General features: G+C 67.9%; 17 protein-coding genes. 11 read left to right on the top strand and 6 right to left on the bottom strand.

All coding sequences use genetic code 11. From position 1 onward, the window contains the following. The first annotated feature begins 43 nt into the window (after window positions 1-43). The 3 genes from IT359_07725 (at window position 44) to IT359_07715 (ending at window position 6,389) form a co-directional block, all read left to right on the top strand. Window positions 44-1,228, top strand: coding sequence for a TonB family protein (locus IT359_07725; protein ID MCC6928864.1), 1,185 nt, complete (start codon window positions 44-46; stop codon window positions 1,226-1,228). 452 nt (window positions 1,229-1,680) lie between these two features. Then, window positions 1,681-4,788: a SusC/RagA family TonB-linked outer membrane protein gene (locus tag IT359_07720; protein ID MCC6928863.1), complete on the top strand. Its 3,108-nt coding sequence runs from the start codon at window positions 1,681-1,683 to the stop codon at window positions 4,786-4,788. 23 nt (window positions 4,789-4,811) lie between these two features. Further along, entirely contained in the window at window positions 4,812-6,389 is a 1,578-nt protein-coding gene (locus IT359_07715; GenBank protein MCC6928862.1) for a hypothetical protein, read from the top strand. 110 nt (window positions 6,390-6,499) lie between these two features. Here IT359_07715 and IT359_07710 read toward each other — a convergent pair whose 3' ends face one another. Next, window positions 6,500-7,021, bottom strand: coding sequence for a hypothetical protein (locus IT359_07710; GenBank protein ID MCC6928861.1), 522 nt, complete (start codon window positions 7,019-7,021; stop codon window positions 6,500-6,502). A gap of 193 nt (window positions 7,022-7,214) precedes the next feature. On the opposite strand from IT359_07710, the gene IT359_07705 reads away from it, so the two are divergent. After that, window positions 7,215-7,703, top strand: a complete 489-nt coding sequence (locus tag IT359_07705; protein ID MCC6928860.1) for a CHRD domain-containing protein — start codon at window positions 7,215-7,217, stop codon at window positions 7,701-7,703. Window positions 7,704-7,953: 250 nt separating this feature from the next. After that, window positions 7,954-8,640 carry a hypothetical protein gene (locus IT359_07700; GenBank protein MCC6928859.1) on the top strand — a complete coding sequence of 229 codons (687 nt, stop codon included), beginning with the start codon at window positions 7,954-7,956 and terminating at the stop codon, window positions 8,638-8,640. Between the two features lie 25 nt (window positions 8,641-8,665). On the opposite strand, the gene IT359_07695 is transcribed toward IT359_07700, so the two are convergent. Next, window positions 8,666-10,009, bottom strand: a complete 1,344-nt coding sequence (locus IT359_07695; GenBank protein MCC6928858.1) for a hypothetical protein — start codon at window positions 10,007-10,009, stop codon at window positions 8,666-8,668. A 10-nt stretch (window positions 10,010-10,019) separates the two neighbouring features. Next, window positions 10,020-10,742 carry a thioredoxin domain-containing protein gene (locus IT359_07690; GenBank protein ID MCC6928857.1) on the bottom strand — a complete coding sequence of 241 codons (723 nt, stop codon included), beginning with the start codon at window positions 10,740-10,742 and terminating at the stop codon, window positions 10,020-10,022. A 258-nt stretch (window positions 10,743-11,000) separates the two neighbouring features. On the opposite strand from IT359_07690, the gene IT359_07685 reads away from it, so the two are divergent. From IT359_07685 to IT359_07660, 6 genes are all read left to right on the top strand, one after another. Beyond that, window positions 11,001-11,861: a TPM domain-containing protein gene (locus IT359_07685; protein ID MCC6928856.1), complete on the top strand. Its 861-nt coding sequence runs from the start codon at window positions 11,001-11,003 to the stop codon at window positions 11,859-11,861. Between the two features lie 20 nt (window positions 11,862-11,881). Next, on the top strand, window positions 11,882-12,616 hold the full coding sequence (locus IT359_07680; GenBank protein ID MCC6928855.1) for a nucleotidyltransferase domain-containing protein: 735 nt from the start codon (window positions 11,882-11,884) through the stop codon (window positions 12,614-12,616). Window positions 12,617-12,709: 93 nt separating this feature from the next. Then, window positions 12,710-13,273: a LemA family protein gene (locus tag IT359_07675; GenBank protein ID MCC6928854.1), complete on the top strand. Its 564-nt coding sequence runs from the start codon at window positions 12,710-12,712 to the stop codon at window positions 13,271-13,273. A gap of 372 nt (window positions 13,274-13,645) precedes the next feature. Next, entirely contained in the window at window positions 13,646-16,921 is a 3,276-nt protein-coding gene (locus IT359_07670) for a SusC/RagA family TonB-linked outer membrane protein (protein ID MCC6928853.1), read from the top strand. 20 nt (window positions 16,922-16,941) lie between these two features. Next, the gene (locus tag IT359_07665) at window positions 16,942-18,303 is read left to right on the top strand and encodes a SusD/RagB family nutrient-binding outer membrane lipoprotein (protein ID MCC6928852.1); all 1,362 of its coding nucleotides are present in this window, start codon (window positions 16,942-16,944) and stop codon (window positions 18,301-18,303) included. Between the two features lie 188 nt (window positions 18,304-18,491). Beyond that, window positions 18,492-18,947: a hypothetical protein gene (locus IT359_07660; GenBank protein ID MCC6928851.1), complete on the top strand. Its 456-nt coding sequence runs from the start codon at window positions 18,492-18,494 to the stop codon at window positions 18,945-18,947. Here the strand turns inward: IT359_07660 and IT359_07655 are convergent. The 3 genes from IT359_07655 to IT359_07645 form a co-directional block, all read right to left on the bottom strand. Continuing rightward, window positions 18,889-19,407, bottom strand: coding sequence for a hypothetical protein (locus IT359_07655; GenBank protein MCC6928850.1), 519 nt, complete (start codon window positions 19,405-19,407; stop codon window positions 18,889-18,891). The two genes, IT359_07660 and IT359_07655, sit on opposite strands and share 59 nt — an antisense overlap. A gap of 235 nt (window positions 19,408-19,642) precedes the next feature. Further along, window positions 19,643-21,181 (bottom strand): methionine--tRNA ligase, encoded by a 1,539-nt coding sequence (locus tag IT359_07650; GenBank protein ID MCC6928849.1) that lies wholly within the window; start codon window positions 21,179-21,181, stop codon window positions 19,643-19,645. Next, the gene (locus IT359_07645; GenBank protein ID MCC6928848.1) at window positions 21,178-22,563 is read right to left on the bottom strand and encodes a hypothetical protein; all 1,386 of its coding nucleotides are present in this window, start codon (window positions 22,561-22,563) and stop codon (window positions 21,178-21,180) included. Before IT359_07645 ends, IT359_07650 begins: the two co-directional genes overlap by 4 nt. Between the last annotated feature and the right edge of the window lie 79 nt (window positions 22,564-22,642).

The following is a 22,642-nucleotide window of genomic DNA, read 5'->3' as shown; positions in this document are numbered from 1 at the left end:
TGCGAGGCCCCTCCTCACGACGATGCGTCCCCCTCCTCCCGTCTTGCGTCGGTCGCTTGCGCTCCCGTGGCGCCGCCAGTTCGGCGAGCGCCATGAGCTTCGCGCGTTCACCGGTCGCTGCGTGCTCGTCGCCTGCCTGCTCCTGCCACTTGTGCACACCACCCCCGTGTGGGGGCAGGGCGCGGCGGTGAGCGGACATGTGCGCGACACCCTCGGGCTGGCGATCGCCGGCGCCGAGGTGGGCGTCGATGGGAGCGAGCAGCGGGCGATATCCGGTGAGGATGGGAGCTATGCGCTGCACGGGCTCGCCGTCGGGAGCGCGCGCCTGAGAATCAGGCGCCTGGGTTTCCGGCCGACGGTGATGGATCTCGAAGTTCCGGCTGGCGGGCTTACCGACGTCGAGATCCAGCTCGTGCAGGTGGTGACCCTCCTGGCGCCGATTGCAGTCCTGGCGCGCTCCGACGCATTCGAATCGCGCCTGGCCGGCTTCTACGAGCGTCGCGACCGCAAGATCGGGCACTTCATCTCGCGCGAGCGGATCGAACGCACGCACTCGTTCTCGTTCACCGACCTGCTGCGCGAGGTTCCCGGCGTCAGGATCCGCCCGATCGGTTCCATCCAGAAGGCGGTCCGGATCCGCGGCTCTCCGTGCGCCCCACTGGTATTCCTGGACGGGATGCCAGCGACGGCCGCTGAGTTCGACCTCGAGTCTATCGATCCGGGGATGGTGGAGGGGATAGAGGTGTACTCCGGATCGGCGACCGTTCCCGCGGAGTTCGCCGGTCCTCGCAACCTGGATCGATGCGGGGTGGTGGCGATCTGGTCGTCGCCGTTCCGCTCGCGCAAGCGGACGCCCGATCCTGCCGCCGTTGTCGATGCACGCGCCGCGGTCGACCTCGAGGGGTTGGTACGTCGCGGCGAGGCCTTCACGGCGAGTCAGGTCGATACGGCGGTGGCACTCCCCGACGGCGCGCTCGCCCCGGAGTATCCGATCCCGCTCTATCGTGAGCGCCGCAGCGGGCGGGTCCTGGCGGAGTTCGTGGTCGATACCACGGGGGCGGTGGTTCCGGAGACGCTTGGGGTGGTCGCGTCGACCCATCCGCTCTTCTCGCTCTCGGCGCGCCAGGCGCTCGTGCAGGCCCGCTTTCTCCCTGCGCGCCGGCGCGGCGTGAGTGTCCCGCAGGTCGTGCAGCTCCCGATCGAGTTCATCTACCCGCGGCCTCGCTGAAGCTCCGTTCGCCAGGCGCTAACCGCGCGCTGCTCCGCGGGCAGCGCGTTCGTCGGCGCGTCCCCTCGAGCCGTCGCCACGGTTGATTCTCCGGCCGCCGAAGCGAGGAAAGTGGTGCCGGCCCGTCCACACGGAGGGACAAAGAAGGTGCAAGTGCCGACGACGCTGGGCGGTCGCAAACTGAACGGGCGCGGTGGCGACTGTATACAAACCCGCGTGCAAGTCGTTGTTGGGTAGCGGGATAGACCCTTCACGATATCCAACCTTCCTCTTGACGTAGCCAATTCCGCATCCAAGCTTCGTCGGGTCTTGATCCCTGCCTGAACGGGTAGGTGATGGGACGTTCACCCCTTGGGATAGGAGGACCGGACGCGCTGATCTGTCACAGCGAACGCAGGTGGTTCGGAAAGCACTACCCCCCCACACCAGTATCTCCAGACATCATGCGAAGCATGCCAGCCCTGAAGGGCGCTCTGGCGCGTGCCTTTGCCGTTGCCCTGCTCGTTGGGCTCCCGGTACAGGCGTTTGCGCAGGCGGCCACGATCTCCGGGCGGGTGACCACCACGGAAGGCCAGCCGATCGTTGGCGCCAACGTGTTGATCCCCTCGCTCAACGCCGGGACGACGTCCGGCACGAACGGCGTGTACCAGTTCTCGATCCCCGAGTCGCAGGCCAACGGGCAGCGTGTGACGCTGACCGCCCGCTTCATCGGGTATACCCCCATCAGCCGGCAGATCACGCTGAGTACGGGGACGCAGACGCAGAACTTCGAGCTCAAGACCGACCCGTTCCGCCTCGAGGAAATGGTGGTGACGGGTGTCGCCGAGGCCGTCTCGGTGAAGAAGACGGCGATGTCGGTCGGGCGCCTGTCGGAGGACCAGATCAAGCAGGTCCCCGCGTCGTCGCCGCTGGCGGCGCTTGCGGGGAAGGTCTCCGGGGCGCGTATCGCGATTGGCACCGGGAATCCTGGCGCTGCCCCGACGATCCGTTTGCGCGGGTCGACCAACCTCTCGGTCGGGAACAACAACCCGCTCGTCCTGGTCGACGGCGTGATCACCACGAACTCGCTGGCCGACATCGACGCCAACGACATCGAGAGCGTGGAGGTGCTGAAGGGCGCCGCCGCCGCCTCGTTCTACGGCTCGAACGCGGCCAACGGCGTCGTGAACATCACGACCAAGCGCGGCAAGAACCTCCAGGACAACAAGATTTCGTTCTCGTCGCGCTCGGAGTACGGGCAGTCGGGCGTGTACAAGTTTGTCCCGCTCAGCCAGCATCACAATTTCGCGCTCAACGCCGACGGGTCGATCCAGACGACGACGGGTGGTCAGCGCGTGCTGGATCCGGACGGGATTGCCGACAACGCGTATCCGGCCACCGGCCCGGATGCCTGGCGCAACCAGTTGGAGACGTGGCTGCAGGATGGCTCGTTCTACCTGCAGAACTTCCAGCTCGGGCTTCGTCGCGGGAGCACGAACCTGAACTCGTCGTTCACGACGGACCACAACCAGGGGATCCTGCCGTTCACGTCGGGGCAGCACCGCCAGAACCTTCGCCTCAACGTGGACCAGGCGTTAGGCGCGAAGGCCGATTTCTCGGCGTCGTTCACGTACGGTTTGAACAACAACGACTACGACCCAACGAGCACCGACGGATGGTTCGCGCTGTTGCAGGCGCCGCCGGACATCGACCTCAAGAACCCGAACCCGACGGTGAGCGACGTTCCGTACTTCCCGCTCCTTCCGGACACGAAGGCGAAGAACGCGCGCGGCAATCCGCTGTGGGGGCTCAAGAACAACGACTACAGCCTGCGCCGTGAGCGCATCCTGGGGTCCTTCGCGCTGCGCTATCGTCCGTTCAGCTGGCTCAACCTGGATGCCAACTACGGGACCGACCGCGCGAACATCCGCAGCCGCACGTACCAGTATCGCGGCTACCTGAACGAGGGCGGCGTTGCCACGACGGGCTTCCTCAGCAACGGGTCGAACAACAACCTGGCCGAGAACCTCCAGTTCAACGCGACGACCAAGAAGCTCCTGTTCAACAACCTGCTGTCGACGACTCGCGTGACGTACCTGCGCGAGACGCTGGACAACATCAGCAACAACGCGCAGGGGTCGAAGCTGACCGTGTCGCAGGTGCCGGATCTCGACGCGCTGGACCCGACGCAGAACGCGATTTCCTCGGGGATGAACACGCAGCGCACGATCAACTACATGGTGGCGCAGGCGTTCGACTTCAAGGATCGCTACATCATCGACGCGCTGTATCGTCGTGACGGGTCGTCGCTGTTCGGGCCCAACGAGCGCTGGCAGGACTTCTACCGTATCGCGGGCGCCTACCGCATCAGCGAGGACTTCAAGCTGCCTGGCGTGCAGGAGCTGAAGATCCGCGCGGCGCGCGGGACGGCGGGACTCCGCCCCGACTTCACCGACCAGTACGAGACGTACTCGCTGTCGGGCGGGCAGATTTCCAAGCAGCAACTGGGCAACCGGAACCTCAAGCCGGCGATCCAGACGGAGAACGAGTACGGCCTCAACGTGCAGTTCCTCGACCGGTTCGACCTCGAGGTGGTGCGTGCCGACCGCCTGACGAAGGGGGCCTTCCTCTCCGTGCCGCTGTCGCTGGCGCAGTCTGGCGGCTTCCTCCGCCAGGTGCAAAACGCGGCCGACGTGAGCGCGCAGACGTGGGAAGTGTCGTTGCAGACGCGCGTCATCGACACCGATGCCTTCTCCTACTCGTTCTCGCTCACCGGCGACAACACGCGGCAGAAGATCGACCACATGGAGGCCGCGCCGTTCCGTCGCAACGCCACCGGCGCGCAGGGGCAGGACGTGTTCTACTACAAGAGCGGCGAGAAGCTGGGGATCATCTATGGCACCCGGTGGGTGCGCAGCTTCGAGCAGCTCAAGGAGAACCCGGCCAACGCGAGCGCCAACCCCGCCGACTACGTCGTGAACTCCGACGGCTACCTCGTGCGCGCGGCCAACCTCGGCAAGACGACCGAGGCGCCCATTGCCTACGTGAACGCAGCGGGCGCGACGCAGCACGTGATTGGCGACGTGAACCCCGACTTCACCTTCGGGTGGGCGAACAACCTCCGCTACAAGAGCCTCACCTTCTACGCGCTGCTCGACGGCGTGAAGGGCGGCGACATCTACAACTTCACGAAGCAGTGGATGTACCAGGACGAGCGGCACGGGACGCAGGACCAGTCCGGGCGCCCGATGTCCGAGCGTCGTCCGCTGGCCTTCTACTCGGCCGGGCTCTACAACGGCCTCGTGGCCAACGACCACTTCGTCGAGGACGGTTCGTATGCGCGTCTGCGCGAACTCTCGGTGGCGTACAACCTGAACTCGAACCTGCTGTCGAAGTTCGGGCTCAACCGCACCATCAAGGGGGCGAAGGTGGCGTTCATCGGTCGCAACGTGTTCACGTGGACGAAGTACACCGGGTTCGATCCTGAAGTGACGGCGGGCGGCGACTTCAACTTCCGCATCGACGGCTTCCGGTACCCGAACTTCCGCACGTTCACCGGCCAGATCGAGCTCCAGTTCTGATCCGCCACCCTCGAGCCCAACACATGATGCGATACATCAAGACCCTGAGGTTCCTGGGCGTCGCCTCGCTGCTCGCGGCGGGGGCGTGCGCGGACCTCGATGTGACGAACCCCAACCAGCCCGACATCAAGCGCGCGCTGGCCTCCGGGGAAGACGTCAAGAACATCGCGATTTCCACGGTGAACTCGTGGTACCTCTCCATGACCGACGTCGAGCCGTGGCTCATGATGTCGGTGACGGCCGACATGGGGACGGCCAACTTCGGCAATTTCGGCATGCGCTTCAACAACCTGGAGCCACGTGCCGCGTACGTGAACAACTCGGCCGGCGGTGACCGCGCCGTGACCGAGAACCCGTGGGATGGATACTACGGGACGTTAGGCGCCGCGAACGACGTGCTCATCGCCATCGCCAACAACGTCGAGGTACCCAACGGCGAGACAGCGAAGTACAAGGCGCTCGCGGCCTTCTCGCAGGCGGCCTCGCTCACCGACCTCGCCCTCCTGTTCGACCAGGCGTTCGTCGTCGACGAGACCTCCACGGGCCAGACGCCGGCGTTCAAGAAGTACACCGAGGTCGCCACCACCGCGCTGGCAAAGTGGGACGCGCTGATCGCGTCGCTGAACGGAACCAGCTACACGTACGAGCCCACCGTCCTGCCGCTGTCGGCCGGCGTGCTGAGCTCGTCGATCCTGAACCGCCTCTCGAACACGATGGCGGCCCGCCTCCTCGCCTACACGCCGCGCACCGCGGCGGACAACGCGACGGTGAACTGGGCCAAGGTCGTGTCGTACGCCGAGAAGGGGATCACCGGCACCACCGGGACTCCGATCGACATCAACGTCGTGGGCGATGACTGCAACAACTGGTGCTCGCTGTTCGTGTACTACAACAACGAGCCGACGTGGCTGCGCGTCGACATGCGGTTGATCAACGTCATGGACCCCAACTCGCCGTCGAAGTACACGGGGACGATGCCGCCCGCCGGAACGTCGGCCGACGCGCGTTTCGCCAGCGATTTCCAGTACCACGGCGCCGTGATCGGCGACCCGGCACGTGGCCTCTTCATGCAGAGCCCGTACTCGCACAAGCGCTATCGCTTTCACGCCCGCACGTCACCGACGTCGGGTGAAGGGCCGGCGCCGCTCATCCTGGGCGCCGAGAACGACCTGCTGTGGGCCGAGGGGCTCATTCGCAGCAATGGCGATCTCGCCAAGGCGGCGACGCTCATCAACAAGACCCGCGTGGGACGCGGCAACCTCCCGGCGGCCACCGCGGCCGACGGGGCGGCGTCGCTGATCACGAAGCTCAACTACGAGCGGCAGGTGGAGCTATTCAACACCAGCGGCATCGAACTGTACGATGCACGGCGCACCGACCGCCTCCAGGCGGGGACGTTGCGCCACCTTCCGGTGCCGGCGAAGGAACTCGAAATCCTCCGCCTCCCGATCTACACCTTTGGTGGTGTGGGCCTCCCCGACAAGTACGTGGGCGAGGAGTTCGGGCGCGCGCTCGACCAGGCGTTGGGCGTGGCGCGTGAGGACATCGCAGCGATGCGTCGCAAGCTGCGCACCGGGACGACGATGAAGATCGAGAAGTAGCGCACCGCAGCACCGGCAGGACAACGAAGGGCGCGTCTCCCAGCGGGGGACGCGCCCTTCGCGTTAGGCGCCTGGACAACCGCGCGGCATGCGGCGGCAGCGCGCGCTCGTCAGCGCTTGAGGTTCGCGCAGGTGATGACGTTGCTCAGCTCCTGCCCACCCACGTAGACGTTGACGTGGTACTCCCCGCTCTCGGGGAGGGTGAGCGAAAGCTCGGTGTCGAGTTGCGCGCGTCCGTCGCCGCCTACCTCGATGATGGGAAAGATGTCGATGGCCGCCATGGGAAGGCTCCCCGACCCACACCGCCCCTGCACGAGCGCCCACTGCGCGGTGTAGGAGTTGGCGCCCGACTGGCTGGTGAAGTTGATGCGCACCTGGGCGCGATCCTTGTTGTCGGGGAGCGAGACAAGCGACACCGTGCCGTAGATGCGCGACTGCGAGCGCATGGCGACGTTCGACGAGCGCACCTGGACTGGAGTGAAGTTGCCCGACCATCGAACCCGCTTCGGTTCGGTGGAGGCACCGGCGTCCTGCCCCTTCGCAATGGTCGGGAGAAGGGCGCTGGCGAGCATGAAGGCGGCCGTGCGCAACGAGGCGTGCATGGGCGTTCGCGAGTTGGGGGAACCGGTCATCGCCGCACGCAATGCGAGCGGCTTGGCGTTGTTCCTGAAGTATACCCCGCGGAAGCCGTGCCGATCCCGTCCGTCTCCACCGCGCGGAACGTGGCGTTTACCGCCCCGATCCTCCCCTTGGCCGCGCGCGCGTGGCATGCGCCAACGGAGGATTGCAGTTTCGCGCACATCCATCAGCCACGCCGAGGCCCGCATGCCCCTCTCCCGTAAGCTCCTGACACTGGCCCCGCTGACGCTCGTGGTCGTCGCCGCGATTTCGGCGTGCGACGACGACAACTCCACCGCCCCCGAACCCGAGCGCTACGTCCTGGCGCTGACCGGCGTCGCCGAGCGCCCGAATCCCGTGACCACCACCGCCTCGGGAAGCGCCGTCATCACGGTGCTCAACAAGGACTCGGTCGAGTTCCTGATGTACGTCTCGGGGGACTCGATCACCGCGTCGCACATCCACGCCGGCGACGCCAACGCTGCCGGGCCAATCATGGTCTTCACCTTCGGCGGCCCCGTGACCGGCCGCATCGACGGGGCGTTCCGGCACGGCTTTCTCACGCGTAGCGGGACGTTCAGCGGCGCCTTCTCGATGGACTCGCTACTGTCTCGCATGCGCGCCGGGACCGCATACCTCAACGTGCACACGCGCCGGTTTCCCGGGGGCGAGCTGCGCGGACAGATCGTGCGCTGACGCAGACGGGCGCAGCAGCGCCTGTGTGGAGCACGGCCGGCGTGCGCGCGATGATGCGCGCCGGCGCTTGTCATTGGTGGTGGTGCCTGACGAATCTTCCGGTCCCCTGTGGCGTATGACAGGGCGCTCGTCCCTCGCGGACCGCGTGCTGCCGTTCGGCGCTGAGTCGTGCCGGCCAACGACAGCCGTGGCCTTGCGTGGGTTCTTCCGCACCATGCGGGCGCCTACCGCCCGTGCCCGAGGACTCGTCATGCATCGAACGACCTGCCCGTCACACCCGCGCATGCGCGCGATCCGTTCCGCCGCACTCGCCGTCGCGGCCGCCCTCATCGTGCTCTCCCCCACGCAGCTCTCGGCGCAGGCATGGGCCTACCCCTCGTTCCAGCCGCCGGTCACGGCAACGCGCGAGTTCAACTTCGGCATCGCCGATGGGCGCGACGCCGGGACGAGCGTCCTGTTCCAGTGGCGCGAAGGGTTCGGGAGCCGCGCGCAGCTCTCGCTCGACTTCGGGATCGCCGACCCCGAGGCCAAGGGAGTGGACAACGTGGCCTTCATCGGCGGGCAGTACGCTTACCAGCTGACCAAGTCGACGCCGGACGTCCCGCTCGACTTCCTCCTCACGGCAGGGGCAGGGCTCGCCTTCGGCAACAAGACGACGTTGCGCGTCCCGGTCGGCGTCTCGATCGGCCACCGGTTCCCGCTGGAAGGCGGGCTCGCGCTGACGCCGTACGTGCATCCGCGCGTCTCGCTCGACTTCTGCGGCGGCTGCAAGAGCGAGGAATCGCAGGTGGGGATCAACTTCGACGTCGGCGCCAACTTCGAGCTGACACGCGCGCTGGCGATCCGCGGCTCGGCGTTCTTCGGCGGCTCCGATCGATTCGGTGACGACGGAATCGGGCTCTCCCTCGTCTGGACGCCGCCCGGCCTCAAGCGTTAGGCGGCGCGGCGGCGGCGCGCGGGGCTCACCGCGCCGCGGACAGGAGCCGTTCGACCATCGCGAGCGAACGGTCGGCGGCGCCCACCCCGGAGTCCACGAGGGCGCGCGCGCGCCTCCCCGCTTCACGCCGCTCGGCGCTGGTGCCTAACCAGCGCACGAACAATTGCTCGGCGTCATCGACGTTCGACACCGGCGCGCCGCCGCCGCACTCCGCCAGGAGCACGGCATCGCGCGCGTTGGCGAAGCGCGGGCCAAACGCGACCGGCGCGCCGAAGGCCGCGGGCTCGAGGACCGAATGCAACCCGGCGTCGTGGAAGCCACCGCCAACAAAGGCGGCGTCGGCCAGGGCGTACAGCTCACCCAGCACGCCAACGCGATCGACGAGGACCACCTCCGCCGTCTCCTGTCCGGCGGCGCCGAGGCGAACGACGGCGATGTGCGTTCGGCGCCCCCACGCCTCGATGGGGGCGAGATGCCCCTCGGTGGGCTCGTGCGGAGCAATGATGAGCCTCGCCCCCGCAACGCGCGCACGCACGCGCTCCCATCCGGGGAGGAGGACAGACTCGTCCGCCGGCCACGTGCTCCCGGCGACGAGAGTGGGTCGGAGACTCGATGGCGACGCTGCGCGTTGCTCGTCGCGCGGCGCCTCGCGCGGCGATGCGGAGAGCGGTGTGAGGAGTGGCGACGCGCGATCGACCGAGCGCGCGCGTCGCGCGACCTGGTCGTAGCGCGTGTCGCCCGTGATCTCGAGCGCGTCGCCGCGCACGCCTAACGCCTCGAGTCGCGCGCCGTCGTCGGAAGCCACGGCGCCAACGCGGTCGAGCGCGCGGTAGGCGTCGTGGAGGAGCGCCCGCGCCAGCGTGCCGGTGCGCGAGGAGCCGGGCGCGACGGTCGCGCTTACCATCCCCAGCGGGACCCCCCGTTGCCGCGCCTCGCGCGTGAGGGTGGGCCAGACGTCGAGCTTTGCGTAGACGAGCGCCGATGGGCGCAGCGCGTCGAGTGTGGCGCGCGCGGCGGCGAGCGTGTCGAACGGCAGGTAGTCGGCGAAGTCGACGTCGAGCCGTGCGGCAAACGGCGCCGCGCTGGGGCTGAAGAAGGTGTAGGCGAGTTGCACCTCCGGATGGCGCGCGCGCATGCGCTCGAGGATCTCTCGCGCCTGCAGCCCCTCGCCGACGCTTGGGGCGTGCATCCAGAGCAGGGGGCGTGACACGTCGCGTCCGCTGCGCCCCCAACTGCGGTAGCGGTCGAGGATACCGCGCCGCGCGACGAGCGAGCGGGCGAGCTTACCCTCTCCGGCAGGCGCAACGCGCGCGGCCAGCGATGCGAAGGTGCCCGCCGCGCCGTAGGCCCAGCCGAGGAGTGGGTTCACCTCGTCGCCTTTACCTGGGAATCGCCGCCTCCGCCTGGGCGAATGCCTTGCGGAATGTGTCGATCTTCTCGGCGCCGGCCAGGACCTGGTTGCCGATGAAGAAGGTCGGCGTGGAGTTGGCGCCGGCGCTGCGGGCCCGCTCGGCGTCGGCGGCGATCATCGCGCGCATCGCGTGCTCGCCGATGCAGGCCTTGTACGCCGCTGCATCGAGCGACAAGGTCCCCGCCTCGGTCTCGAAGAAGGCGGTGGCGTCGGGGAGGGGGCTCCAGGTTGCCTGCTTCTCGAAGATCCGGTCGTGCATCTCCCAGAACTTCCCCTGCGCGCCGGCGCACATGGCCGCCTCGGCGGCCGGGAGCGCGTTGGGGTGCTGCTGCAACGGGAAGTTGATGAAGGCGAGGCGTGCCTTTCCCGTCTTCACGAACTCGTCGATGACCTGCGCCGATGTTTCGCGCTCCCACTGTCCGCAGAAGGGGCACTGGAAGTCGCTGACGACGACGATCCAGAGCTTGGCGGTGCTGTCGCCGAGGATGCGGGCCTGGTCGGCGCGGGTGACGCGCGGGTCGGCGGAAGCCGGCGCGGGGGTGGTCGCGCCGGTGGCGCCCGGGGCGGTCTTTGCAGCTGACGAGCTGTCGGCGGCGGCGCCGGGCTTGGCGCTGCAGCCGGCGAGCGACGCCAGGGAGGGCGCGGCGACCAGGAGCGCTGCGAGCGCGGCGGTGGAGAGGGGACGCGACATGTGTGATGTGCTGGAGTGCGGGAACTGGAGCGCGCGGTTGGGTGACGGCACGCCGACCCGGTAAAGTAGCGCATCTCGCGGGAGCCCCCCACCCGGCAGGCGTCCCCGCCGCGAAGGGGGAGGGGTGAATCCCTACCCGGGCCCCCTGCGTAAGGCTAGCATACCCGCAGCGTCCGTCTTTTCGCCCGGCACGTGCGCGCTCCGTCGAGCGCACGCGATACGCGCCGGGCGTCACGCTGTACAGGAGAACGCTCGCCCGTGATGGGGCTCCTTGCACTCGCGATGTCGCTGGTGGTGGCTGTGCAGGACGTCGTCCTCCCGCCTCCTCCCCGAGGGTTCAGCCAGACGCAGGCCGACATGGTGGTGGATGCCGCCAGGACACTGTCGGCCGACGCCGTGGCGCGCATCAATCGCATCATCTTCGATGTGAAGGTCAAGTCGGGGGGAGAGATCGTCGTGGTCACCCTCCCCGACATCGCCGGTCGCGATGTGGGGGATGTGGCGCTACGCATCGGGCGCGAGTGGAAGGTGGGCGCCGCCGCGACGATCGGTGAACGGTCGCGCAATGCCGGCGTGGTGATCCTCGTGGTCCCGAAGGAGACCAGCTCGGACGCTCGGGGCTACATCTCGATCCAGACAGGGCAGGGGGCGGAGGGATTCATCACCGATGCCACGGCGGGTGACATCCGTCGTGCGGCGATCCCGTATCTGCAGCAGCGTGACTATTCGTCGGCGCTGGAGCTGATCACGCTTCAAGTGGCGCAGCGCTATGCGCGCGAGTTCGGCTTCCAGCTCGATACGGCGCTCGTGCCGCAGACGGTGCAGCGGGTGGGGGGGAGCGGCGACTCGATCTCGCCGCTGGCCTTGCTGGTGGTACTGGTGGTGCTGCTGATCGTGTTCAGCGCGATGGCGCGTGCATCTGGCGGGGGGCGCGGTGGGTGCCTGCAGGCGCTGCTGGTGGCCGACGCGCTGTCCGGGTCGCGTGGGCGCCGGCACTCGCATTGGGGGGGCGGCGGGTTTGGGGGCGGAAGTTGGGGCGGTGGCGGCGGTGGCGGCGGCTTTGGCGGGTTTGGTGGAGGCGGCGGTTTCAGTGGTGGCGGCTCCAGCGGGAGCTGGTGAGGCGGACCAACATAGCAAAGATGACTCTCGAGACCCTGGTGTCACAGTTGCAAGGCGCCTATGGCGACGATCTCGTCGGCGTGGCGCTGTACGGTTCGGCGGCACGCGGCGAGTCGATCGGCCGGCGCTCCGACCTCAACGTGCTCGTCGTGGTGCAGCGCATCACGATGGAGACGCTGCGTCGTGAGGGGGCGACGGCCCGTGCCTGGCGTGAGGCGGGGAATCCGCCGCCCTTGACGATGACGCGCGCCGAGTGGTTGGGCAGCGCCGACATCTTCCCCATCGAGTACGCCGACATCCTGGCGCACCACAAGGTGCTGGCGGGGACGCTCCCGCTGACGGGCGTGTCGGTGGAGCGTGCCGACCTTCGGCTGCAGCTCGAGCACGAGGCAATGAGCAAGCTGTTGCGCCTGCGTCATGCGGTGATGGAGGCCTCGGGAGACCAGAAGGCGCTGCTCGAGCTGCTCGAGGTGAGCGTGAGCGCGATGCTCGTCCTGCTGCGCGCCGCGTTGCGGCTCACGGGGGCCGAGCCGCCCACCGACTCGGAGGCCGTGTGCGACCGCTTCACCGCGCAGAGCGGGCGCGACGCGGGCGCCCTCAAGCGCATCGTGCGCCACAACCGCGGCCATGACCCCATCACCCCGCGCGATGTTGCGCCGCTGGTGGAGCAGTATCTCACCTTCGCCGAGTCGCTCGTGGGCTACCTCGACGCGTTCTCGCAGACCCTCGGTGCCGACGGCGGCTACCCCGCCTGACCACACTCGTCCTCTCGTCCCCAGCCTTCGCTGGGGCAGGCCTCTCGTCTTCTCGTCTTCTTGTCTTCTCGTCTTCTATTACAAAAGGAGTCCATGATGCGCGCTCGACGACTCGTTGCGGTGCTTCCTCTCGTCCTCACGGCGTGTGGCTACAACACGATCCAGTCGTACGACGAGCGGGCAAACGCGGCCAAGCAGCAAATCGAGGTCCAGCTGCAACGCCGCGCCGACCTCGTCCCCAACCTCGTCGAGGTGGTGCGCGGGCAGGCCAAGCAGGAACTGGAGGTCTTCACGCAGGTGGCGCGCGCGCGCTCGGGGCTGGTCGACGCGGTGCAGAAGGGCGACCCGCGCCAGATGGCCGAGGCCAATGAGCAGCTCACCGGCGCCATGAAGGGACTGATGATCCAGGTCGAGGCGTATCCGCAGATCAAGTCCGACCAGGCCTTCCTTCGCCTGCAGGATGAACTCACCGGGACGGAGAACCGCATCGCCGTCGCCCGCACCGACCTCAACGGCGCGGTGGAGCAATACAACCGCTACATCAGGACCTTCCCGCAGGTGGTGACGGCGAAGGTCATCGGGGCCAAGCCCAAGGAGTACTTCGAGGTGACGAACTCGGCGGCGCGCGAGGCGCCCAGGATCGACCTGACCAAGTAGCGAAGCACGAGCCTGGCGTGGCGCGCCAGGCACACGAGCGGACAGACGAGAGGGGCGCTCCCGGTGGGGGCGCCCCTCTCCTGTTTGGCGCGCGTACAAAGATCGAGTGAAGATGCGTCTACGCGTCCCGGCAACGTTTCGTTGACACCTAACCCCGGTAAGGCGTACTGTTGCGCCTTCTGTTTCCCTGACCCTGGCGTGGCGCGCGTGCAGCTGGCTCGCTGTGCCTGGTCGTGGCGTCAACGCTCCCTCTTCTCCGTGGCGCGCGGGAGGCGCGCGTCGGAGGCGCGCGTCAGTGCCGCGCAGCAGGCAAAGTAACGGTGTGGTTCGCTGCCGTCCGCGTGACGGCTTTCCCAGGAAGGAGGCCCCCTCATGTCTCAAACGCAACGTCTGTTTGCAGCGGCGTTGGCAGTACTCCTCCCCATCACTCCAACCGTTGCCAGCGCGCAGCAGGGCGCGACGATCACCGGGCGAGTGACAGGAGAGGCGCAGAACCCGATTGCCAACGCGAGTGTCTTCATCGGCGCGCTCGGTGTGGGGACCCAGACCGGCTCGGATGGCCGGTATACGCTCACGGTTCCCGCGGCGCGCGTCACCAACCAGGCCGCCACCATCGCCGTCCGCGCCATCGGCTACAAGCAGGCCCTGGCCACGATCACCCTACGCGCGGGGAGTATCTCGCAGGACTTCACCCTCGAATCCAACCCGCTGCGCCTGGGCGAGGTCGTCGTGACGGGCGCCGGGACGACCACCACGAGCGAGAAGCTCGGCAACACGGTGAACTCGGTGAAAGGGAGCGAGGTGATGCGCTCGAACGAGGTCAACATCGTCAACGCCCTGGCCGCCAAGGCGCCGGGGGTCGACATCACCGCGCAGGCGGGCGACCCGGGCGCCGGCTCGACGATCATCATCCGCGGGCTCAAGACGATCCAGGGGAATGGGCAGCCGCTCTTCGTCGTTGACGGCTCGCCGATCGACAACTCGACCAACGCGACCTCGGAGTTCGCCGACGCCTCGACGTCGTACTCGAACCGCGCCTCCGACATCAACCCCAACGACATCGAGTCGATCGAGGTGCTGAAGGGGGCGGCGGCCGCCGCCATCTATGGTGCACGCGCGGCCAACGGCGTCATCCTCATCACCACCAAGAGCGGTCGTGCCGGCGCCACCCGCTACAGCCTCCGCAGCAACTACTCGTTCGACGAGGTCAACCGCGACCTCCCGCTGCAGATGCAGTACGGGCGTGGGCAGTTCGGCGACGCATCGTTTGGGGTGTGTGCGGAGGCGGGGTGCTATCCCACCTCGTCCACCTGGGGGCCGAAGCTCTCGTCGTCCACGCCGGTCTACGATCACTGGGGCGAGGCCTTCCGGACCGGGCACGTCTTCGACAATGCGCTCTCGATCTCGGGGGGCGATGACCGTCGCCAGTTCTTCCTCTCCGCCGGCCGACTCGACCAGCAGGGGACGATCAACTCGCCCAACTCCTGGTACGATCGCTCCACGTTGCGCCTGAAGGCGTCGCAGTCGCTCACCGAGAAGCTGCGCATCGGCGGCAACTTCGCCTACAGCGACGTCCGCATGGCGCTGGTGCAGAAGGGGAACAACCTCAACGGACTCCTCCTGGGCCTGGCCCGCACGCCACCCGACTTCAACAACTTCCCGTACAAGGTCGACGGGTTGCACCGCTCGTATCGATACCCCGACCCCGCCAACGCCACCGACGACCGCGTGTACGACAACCCGTTCTGGGTAATGAACGAGGACCGGAACACGTCGCAGGTGGGGCGCGCCTTCGGCAACATGCAGGTCGACTACGAGCCGCTGCCGTGGCTCCAGGTCAAGTACACGTTAGGCGCCGACTACAACTCGGACGAGCGCCTCGAGGGACTCCCCCCGCAGTCGTCGGGTGACGCGCTCACCGGGCAGCTCTGGCAGGGGACGTACAACTACCTCGAACTCGACCACAACCTGATCGCGACGGCGACGAAGGCCTGGAACTCCAACTTCAATACGTCGCTCACGGTCGGGCAGAACCTCAATGCGCGCGACATCAACCAGGTGCAGGTGAAGGGAACGACGTTCATCGACCCGTCGCTCTTCACGCTCAACAACATGGTCTCGAGCAACCTGCAGCCGCAGAACTTCGAGTCCAAGACACGCATTGCCGGCTACTTCGTGCAGGGACAGGCCGACCTGTGGAACAAGGTCTTCCTGACGGTCGCCCTCCGCGCCGACCAGTCGTCGACCTTCCCCAAGAAGGACCGCACCAACTACTACCCGAAGGCCTCGCTCGCCTGGAATCTCGTCGGCGGCGCGAACTCCGGTGGCTCCGGGTTCATCAACTACCTCAAGGCGCGCACCGCGTATGGGACCGTGGGGCGCGAACCCTTCGCCTACCAGATCCTCGACAGCTACACGGGATCACCCGCGTCGTTTGCCTACGGCGGCGGCTCGACCAACCCGACGCAGGCCGGCATCGGCGGCCTCACCTCGTCGACCACGCGCGGCGCCCCGACGCTCAAGCCGGAGCGCACCGCGGAGTTGGAGGCCGGCTTCGATTTCGGCATCTGGAACTCGAAGATCGACGGGACGGTCACGTACTACGACGCCAAGACCACCGACGTCATCTTCTCGCTCCCCACGCCGGCGTCTACCGGCTACAGCTCGGCGCTGTCGAACGGCGGGGCGATCTCCAACAAGGGATGGGAAGTGCAGCTCAACTGGCGCGCCTTCGAGATGAAGAACGTGAGCGGTGAGTTCGGCGCCTCCTTTGCCCGCAACCAGAACAAGGTCACGGAGCTCAACGGGGCGACCTACGTGGGGATCGTCGGCGGCTTCGGCGTGTCGACGGTGGTGAAGGGGCAGCCCGTGGGCGCCTTCTACGGCACCGACTGGGCGCGCTGCCGCTACGACATCGCCGACGCCGAGAACATCGTGGGCGGCGTGGACATCAATGCGCTCTGCCGCACGGCCAAGGCGCCGGACAAGTCGCTGTACGTTGCGGCTGACGGCTTCCCGGTCCAGGACGACGCCAATCGCGTGTTGGGCAACCCGAACCCCGACTACCAGCTCGGCCTTCGCTCGAGCTTCACGTTCTGGAAGAAGGTCACCGTGAACGGCCTGCTCGACATCAAGCAGGGTGGGGTGAACTGGAACGGCACGCGCCTCGCGCTGCAGCGCTTTGGCACCTCGGCCTACACCGCCCCGCGCGCGGACTGCAAGCAGGTCTCGGGCGACCTGGTCTGCACCGGCAATGACATGGTGTTCGGCAAGGACATCGAGAAGTCGCCAGGCATCGTTGGACCGGGGGCCAACAAGGCGGTTCCGGTCGGCGAGAATTGGTGGCGCGCCGGGCTCGGCAACAACTTCAACGGCCCCACCGGGCAGGGCGTCGAGGACGGCGGCTACGTCAAGCTCCGCGAAATCGGCGTCAGCTACAACGTGACCGGTGGCTGGATCCACCGCCTCGCCGGCTTCAGTTCGGCCGACCTCCGCATCGCCGGGCGCAACCTCGCGCTCTGGACCGACTACAAGGGGATCGATCCGGAAACCAACCTCCTCGGTTCGCTCGGCATCGGGCGTGGCCAGGACTACTTCAACTCCCCGCAGAATCGCTCCGTGGTGATCAGCGTGGGGCTCAACCGCTAATGCGCACGAGGACTGACCACATGATGAGACGCACAATCACGGCGCTCACGGTCGTCGGCACACTCGGCGTGCTCGGTGCCTGCGACTCCTACTTCTCGGGTCCGGGCATCGACCAGAACCCGAACGTGCCCTCGCAGGCCGCCGCCGACCAGCTCTTCGTTGGCTTCCAGAGCTTCTCGACCGCGAACATGACCGGTGACAACAATCGCGTCATCGCGCTGTTCACGCAGCAGATGGCCGGCACGGGCCGCCAGTGGGCCGGCTACGACAAGTACTCGATCACCGAAAACGACTTCCAGTGGGACAGCTACTACAACGGCGGTGGCCTCGTGGACCTGCGCAAGGTCCAGGACCAGGTCAAGGGTGACAAGCTGTACCTCGGGATCGCGCAGGTATGGGAAGCGCTCATCGTCGGGCAACTGGCCGACATGTGGGGCGACATTCCCTACTCCGATGCGTTAGGCACCTCGAGCACGCCGTCGCTCGACAAGCAGGGCGATGTCTACGCCAAGCTGCAGACGCTCCTCGACAACGCCATCACCAACCTCAATGCCGGCGGCACGGGCCCGGGCGCGGCCGACCTGGTGTTCGGGGGAGCCAAGGCGCCGTGGCTGCAGGTGGCGCGCACGCTCAAGGCGCGCCTCTACCTGCACACCGCGGAGGGCGACAACAGCGCGTATGCCAAGGCGCTCACCGAGACGGCCAGCGGCATCTCGTCCGCAGCCAACGACTTCACCACCTACCAGAGCGGAACCACCGGCGAGCAGAACCAATGGTTCCAGTTCCGCATCCAGCGAGGCACCGACATCGGCGCGAGTTCGCTCCTGGTCAACCTCATGAAGTCGCGCAACGACCCGCGGCTTACCGACTACTTCTCGGCGGGCCCTGCAGCTGGCGACGTGATCATCGGCGCCAATCCCGGTGAGGAGGACGACGGCACCTTTGCCTGGCTCAGCGACGTGCGCGGCGCGCCGGACTTCCGGCAGCCGATCGTGACGTTCGCCGAGAACCAGCTCATTCGCGCCGAAGCGCAGTACAGGACGGGCGCCACCGCGGCGGCGTTGCAGACGCTGAACGCCTTCCGCGCCACCGTGGGTCTCCCCGCGCTCAGCGTGAGCGGGAGCGCACTGCTCACCGCCATCATGGAGGAGAAGTACGTCTCGCTCTTCCAGAACGTCGAGGTGTGGAACGACTACAAGCGCACCTGCTATCCGAACCTGACGCCCGTCACGGGGACGACGATCCCGGCGCGCTTCCTCTACGGCGCCAGCGAGCGGAACTCCAACCCGAACATCCCGTCGCCGTCGCAGCAGCCGCGGCGGAATACCAACGACCCGCGCACGACGACATCGACCGACGGCTCGGCCTGCAAGGGGCAGTAAGGCAGTAAGGCAACACCACAGGCAACACCACAGGCAACATCACAGGCAACATCACAGGCAACATCACGAGCGTGGCGGTGGTATCACCGGCCGCCACGCCACATGCCCGACACGAAGGGGGCGTCGCTCGCGCGGCGTCCCCTTCCGGGTTTGGCTTCGGGACTCCACATCGCTCCCCTATTCATCTCATGCAGCGAATCCGCGGGCTGGTCCTGGCGTCGGCCATGGTGTTGCAGCTGGCGTGCTACGAGTATCACGCCATCACGATGGCGAATGCCCCGGTCGGGCGGCCGGTGCGGCTGACGCTGACCGATCGCGGCTCGGTGGAACTGGCGGCACTCATCGGGCCGCAGGTGACCGCGCTCGACGGGCAGATGGTGACACCGGGCGACTCCGTGGTGCACGTGCGCGTGAGCAGCGTGATCAACCGCGTGGGGTACACGACCACGTGGAACGGCGAGGACGTGCGCGTGCCGGCGACCTATGTCTCGTCGATCGAGCGACGTTCGCTCAACCGCCGGAAGTCGTGGGTGGTCGCGGGATTGTCGGTGGCCGCCGTCGCCGCGGTGGGCGGCGCGTTTGCCCTTATTGGGGGGAGGAGCGGGGGGAACTCGACGGGAGGGGGAGGCGGCGGTCCTCGTTAGGCCGGCGCGCGCTGGCCGAGTCGGCCATGGCCCCGATGCGCTGCGCGACAAACGCGGCGCGGCGCAGGAGCGAGTCGGCCGCGGCGCGGCTTCCGCGCAGCTCGGCCTGCGTCTGCAATGTCGCCGAGTCGGGCACCGCCACGCCGGCCGCGGCGCTCAGGCGTGCGTCGGCATGACGAATCGTGTCCAGCGCGCCATTGAGCGCGCTCACGGTGGCGCGCAGCGAGTCCATCTCCGCCGCCGTCCGGCCCAGCACGTCGCTTTCGGCGGCAAGCCGCGCCTCGGCGCGTTGCAGCCGCTGGCTCGACGCCCACCAGGCAATGGCGCCAAGCCCCACCGCCCCGGTGAGGATCAGCGCCGCCGCTCCCCCTGCCATCCATCGCAGCGCACGATCCGAGACCGCGAAGCTCCGCGGTTCTTCGGTATCGTGCGGGATGAAGAGGATGGTCCAGCGACGCATTGGTGGGCGGATGGGGGAAGCGAAGCGGGGACGCCAGCGAGCGCTGGTTCCCAGAGGGGGGCGGCCCCCTCGCTTCACGCGGTGATCGTGAGTTACAGCGCCTCGGGGGAGCGGGCAAGTGTGGCGGTCACGCGCCGGGCATGACCTACATCGCCAACGGATCGCGCTTGGCGGACGCGACAATTCGCCGCGCACCGCCAAGCGAGCCGTGCCCTGCGACAGCTCCTGACGAGCGCTACCTGGCGGGCGCTTCCTTGGGGAAGAGCGGGGCGGGCTTGGTCACCTTCCAGCCGGTGGCGTCCATCGCGGGGAGGGCGGCCAGGCGCTGTTCGTCGGGCGTTCCCGGGGCGCCAAGGGCCCGCCACAGCTCCAACGTCTTGCCGGGCATGAACGGGTGCAGGAGGACGCAGTGGCGCGCCAGATGCCGCGCCAGCGCGCCCATCGTCGCCTCCAGCTCGGCTCGTTGCGCGGGGTCCTTGGCCAGCTTCCACGGCGCCTGCCGGTCGACGAACTCGTTGCCGCGCGCCACCGACTGCCAGACCGCCTTGAGGCCGTCGTGCAGGAGGAATCCGTTGGACCCGTCCATCGCGGCGTGGTAGTTGGCGATGTCGGCGGCGTCTCCCTCGTCCAGTGTGGTGGGCGGGGCGCTCGGGACCACGCCGTCGCAGTACTTCTCGATCATCGAGATCGTGCGCGAGGCGAGGTTTCCCCAGGCGTTGGCGAGATCGGCGTTGTAGCGCTCCTCGAACCGTTCCCACGAGAAGTTGCCGTCGGCGTCGAACGGGACCTCGCGCATGAGGAAGTAGCGGAAGGCGTCTGGGCCAAAGCGATCGATCGCCTCGGCGAGTTCGAGCTTGACGCCGGCCGACTTGGAAAAGCGCTCGCCTCCCAGGTTCACGAAGCCGTGTGCCCATACGTGGCGCGGCAGCGGGAGTCCCGCCGCCTGCAACATCGCCGGCCAAACCACCGCGTGCAGGCGGGTGATGTCTTTTCCGATCACGTGGTAGTCGGCGGGCCAGCGCTCCGTCCACCCCGCACCCGGGTAGCCCGTCGCGGTGAGGTAGTTGGGGAGGGCGTCGAACCAGACCCAGGTCCCCTGCGGGACGCCGTCGGAGGTGGGGATGGGGAAGGGGATGGCCCACGACAGGCGCGATCGCGTGATCGAGATGTCCTCCAGCCCCTGGTCGATGAGCGAGAGGATCTCGTTGCGCCGCGACTCGGGCTGCAGGAAGTCCGGACGCTCGGCGAACAGCCCCTTCAGGAACTCCTCGTACCGCGACAGGCGGAAGAACCAGTTCCGCTCCTGCGTCCATTGCAGCTCACGGGTGGGGTGCACGATGCACTTCCCGTCCACGATCTCGGCCTCGCGCTTGAACAGCTCGCACCCCACGCAGTACCACCCTTCGTACGATTTCTCGTAGTAGTCGTCGGGGGAGACCTCGCGGATGCGCTCGATGAGCGCGCGCACGCCGGCCTTGTGCGCCGGGTCGGTGGTGCGGATGAACTGGTCGTACGAGATGGCGAGGCGCGCCCACATGGCCTGGAAGCGCGCGGCGATCCCGTCAACGAACGCCTGCGGGGTGACGCCACGGTCGGCGGCGGTCTGCGCCACCTTCTGTCCGTGCTCGTCCATCCCCGTGAGGAAGTGGACGTCCCTTCCCGCCAGGCGCATGTACCGGGCAATGACGTCGGTGCCGATCTTCTCGAAGGCGTGCCCCAGGTGCGGGTCGCCGTTGGCGTAGTCGATGGCCGTCGTGATGTAGAATCGGCTCACGCGCCTTCTCCTGGTCCTGGATCCGAAGTGGTGTCGCGCCCGCCGCCGCGTGAGCGCCGCCCGCCGCGCCGCCCGCGCCGGCGCCGCATGCGGCGATCGTCGCCACCGCGCGCGTCGGGCTGGTCACCGGGCGTTGCATCTGGCGGAGTCGCCTCGTCGTCCGGCGCGTCGCCCTCCGCTCCCTCGTCGCTCCCCGACTCCGGCGGCGGAACCACGCGCGGATTCGGCGTTCGCGCCTCGCGGTTCGCTCGCGCCTGCGGCTCTCCCCTCGCCGTTCGCTCGCCACGCTCGCCACGCTCGCCACGCTCGCCACGCTCGCGCCGTGGGCGATCACCTCGCTCCTGACGAGAACTGCCCGCCTCCGGACGCGACGTGTCTCCCGCCGCCCCCTCGCCCGGGAAGACGGGGAGACCGCGCGGCGGCGCACGATCGGCCCCCGGGCGCCACGCCGGCATCTCGCTCGTGTCCTGCAGCCGCAGCACTTCCTCGGGGACGGAATCGTACGGGAAGGGCGTCGCCTCCTCGTCCAGCCCCTGCGTCCCCGCCGGCGGGTTCTTCCACTCGCGCCGCAGCTCGGCCAGCGGCACGATCCGCAGCTCGCCGTCAGGTGCACGCAGCGTCACCCGCTCCCGGAAGATGTCGTTCGAGATCACCTTCTCCTCGCCCTTCGAGGTCTCGATGATCTTTCCCTCTTTGGGAAACCGCTTGCGCTGCTGCACGTAGAAGTCGTGCTCGTAGCGCAGGCAGCACATGAGCCTCCCGCATGCGCCGGAAATCTGCGTCGGGTTGAGCGAGAGCCGCTGGTCCTTGGCCACGCCGAGGTTGACGGGACGCAGCTCCGGAAGCCACGACGCCGAACAGTACTCACGCCCGCACCGCCCGATCCCGCCCAGCCGCTTGGCCTCGTCGCGCACCCCGATCTGCTTCAGCTCGATGCGCGTGCGGAACATCGCCGCCAGTTCGCGCACCAGGTTGCGGAAGTCGACGCGTTTGTCGGCGGTGAAGTAGATCGTGAGCTTGCGACGGTCCCACCGCCACTCGGCGTCCGTCAACTTCATGACCAGGCTGTTGGCCTTGACCCGCTCGATGGCCTTGCGCCGCGCGACCTCGTCCTGCTCGCGAAGCTCGCTCACCCGCTTGAGCTCGTCCGGGGTGGCAAGGCGGCGCACCTCGCGCGAAACCGGCTCCTCCTCGGTCGGCTTGTGCGCCACCGCGACCACGCGCTTCTCCGCCGCGTCGCCCGTGGCATAGATGAAGCCCAGGTCTTCCCCGCGATCGGCCTCGACAATGACGGCCGCCTTCACTGGTAGCGGTTCGTCACCGTTCCAGTGGAAGAACTCCTTTCGGTTTCCCTTGAAGGCGACTTCAACGAGCAACGGCATGGCTCGAGAAGACGAGAAGACGAGAGGACGAGAAGGCGAGAGGGCGGGACATAAGTTGAACTATAACAGGCGAACGCCC

This window comes from Gemmatimonadaceae bacterium (genome assembly GCA_020852815.1).
Lineage (GTDB): Bacteria > Gemmatimonadota > Gemmatimonadetes > Gemmatimonadales > Gemmatimonadaceae > SCN-70-22.
The sequence above is the reverse complement of the archived record's forward strand: the minus strand, read 5'-3'. Positions and strand labels throughout refer to the sequence as shown.

What these genes read in the sequence shown, in the direction of transcription:
- IT359_07720 (MCC6928863.1), top strand. Translation starts at nt 1,681, where the DNA reads ATGCCAGCCCTGAAGGGCGCTCTGGCGCGTGCCTTTGCCGTTGCCCTG.
- IT359_07715 (MCC6928862.1), top strand. Translation starts at nt 4,812, where the DNA reads ATGATGCGATACATCAAGACCCTGAGGTTCCTGGGCGTCGCCTCGCTG.
- IT359_07710 (MCC6928861.1), bottom strand. Translation starts at nt 7,021, where the DNA reads ATGACCGGTTCCCCCAACTCGCGAACGCCCATGCACGCCTCGTTGCGC.
- IT359_07705 (MCC6928860.1), top strand. Translation starts at nt 7,215, where the DNA reads ATGCCCCTCTCCCGTAAGCTCCTGACACTGGCCCCGCTGACGCTCGTG.
- IT359_07700 (MCC6928859.1), top strand. Translation starts at nt 7,954, where the DNA reads ATGCATCGAACGACCTGCCCGTCACACCCGCGCATGCGCGCGATCCGT.
- IT359_07690 (MCC6928857.1), bottom strand. Translation starts at nt 10,742, where the DNA reads ATGTCGCGTCCCCTCTCCACCGCCGCGCTCGCAGCGCTCCTGGTCGCC.
- IT359_07680 (MCC6928855.1), top strand. Translation starts at nt 11,882, where the DNA reads ATGACTCTCGAGACCCTGGTGTCACAGTTGCAAGGCGCCTATGGCGAC.
- IT359_07675 (MCC6928854.1), top strand. Translation starts at nt 12,710, where the DNA reads ATGATGCGCGCTCGACGACTCGTTGCGGTGCTTCCTCTCGTCCTCACG.
- IT359_07670 (MCC6928853.1), top strand. Translation starts at nt 13,646, where the DNA reads ATGTCTCAAACGCAACGTCTGTTTGCAGCGGCGTTGGCAGTACTCCTC.
- IT359_07665 (MCC6928852.1), top strand. Translation starts at nt 16,942, where the DNA reads ATGATGAGACGCACAATCACGGCGCTCACGGTCGTCGGCACACTCGGC.
- IT359_07660 (MCC6928851.1), top strand. Translation starts at nt 18,492, where the DNA reads ATGCAGCGAATCCGCGGGCTGGTCCTGGCGTCGGCCATGGTGTTGCAG.
- IT359_07655 (MCC6928850.1), bottom strand. Translation starts at nt 19,407, where the DNA reads ATGCGTCGCTGGACCATCCTCTTCATCCCGCACGATACCGAAGAACCG.
- IT359_07645 (MCC6928848.1), bottom strand. Translation starts at nt 22,563, where the DNA reads ATGCCGTTGCTCGTTGAAGTCGCCTTCAAGGGAAACCGAAAGGAGTTC.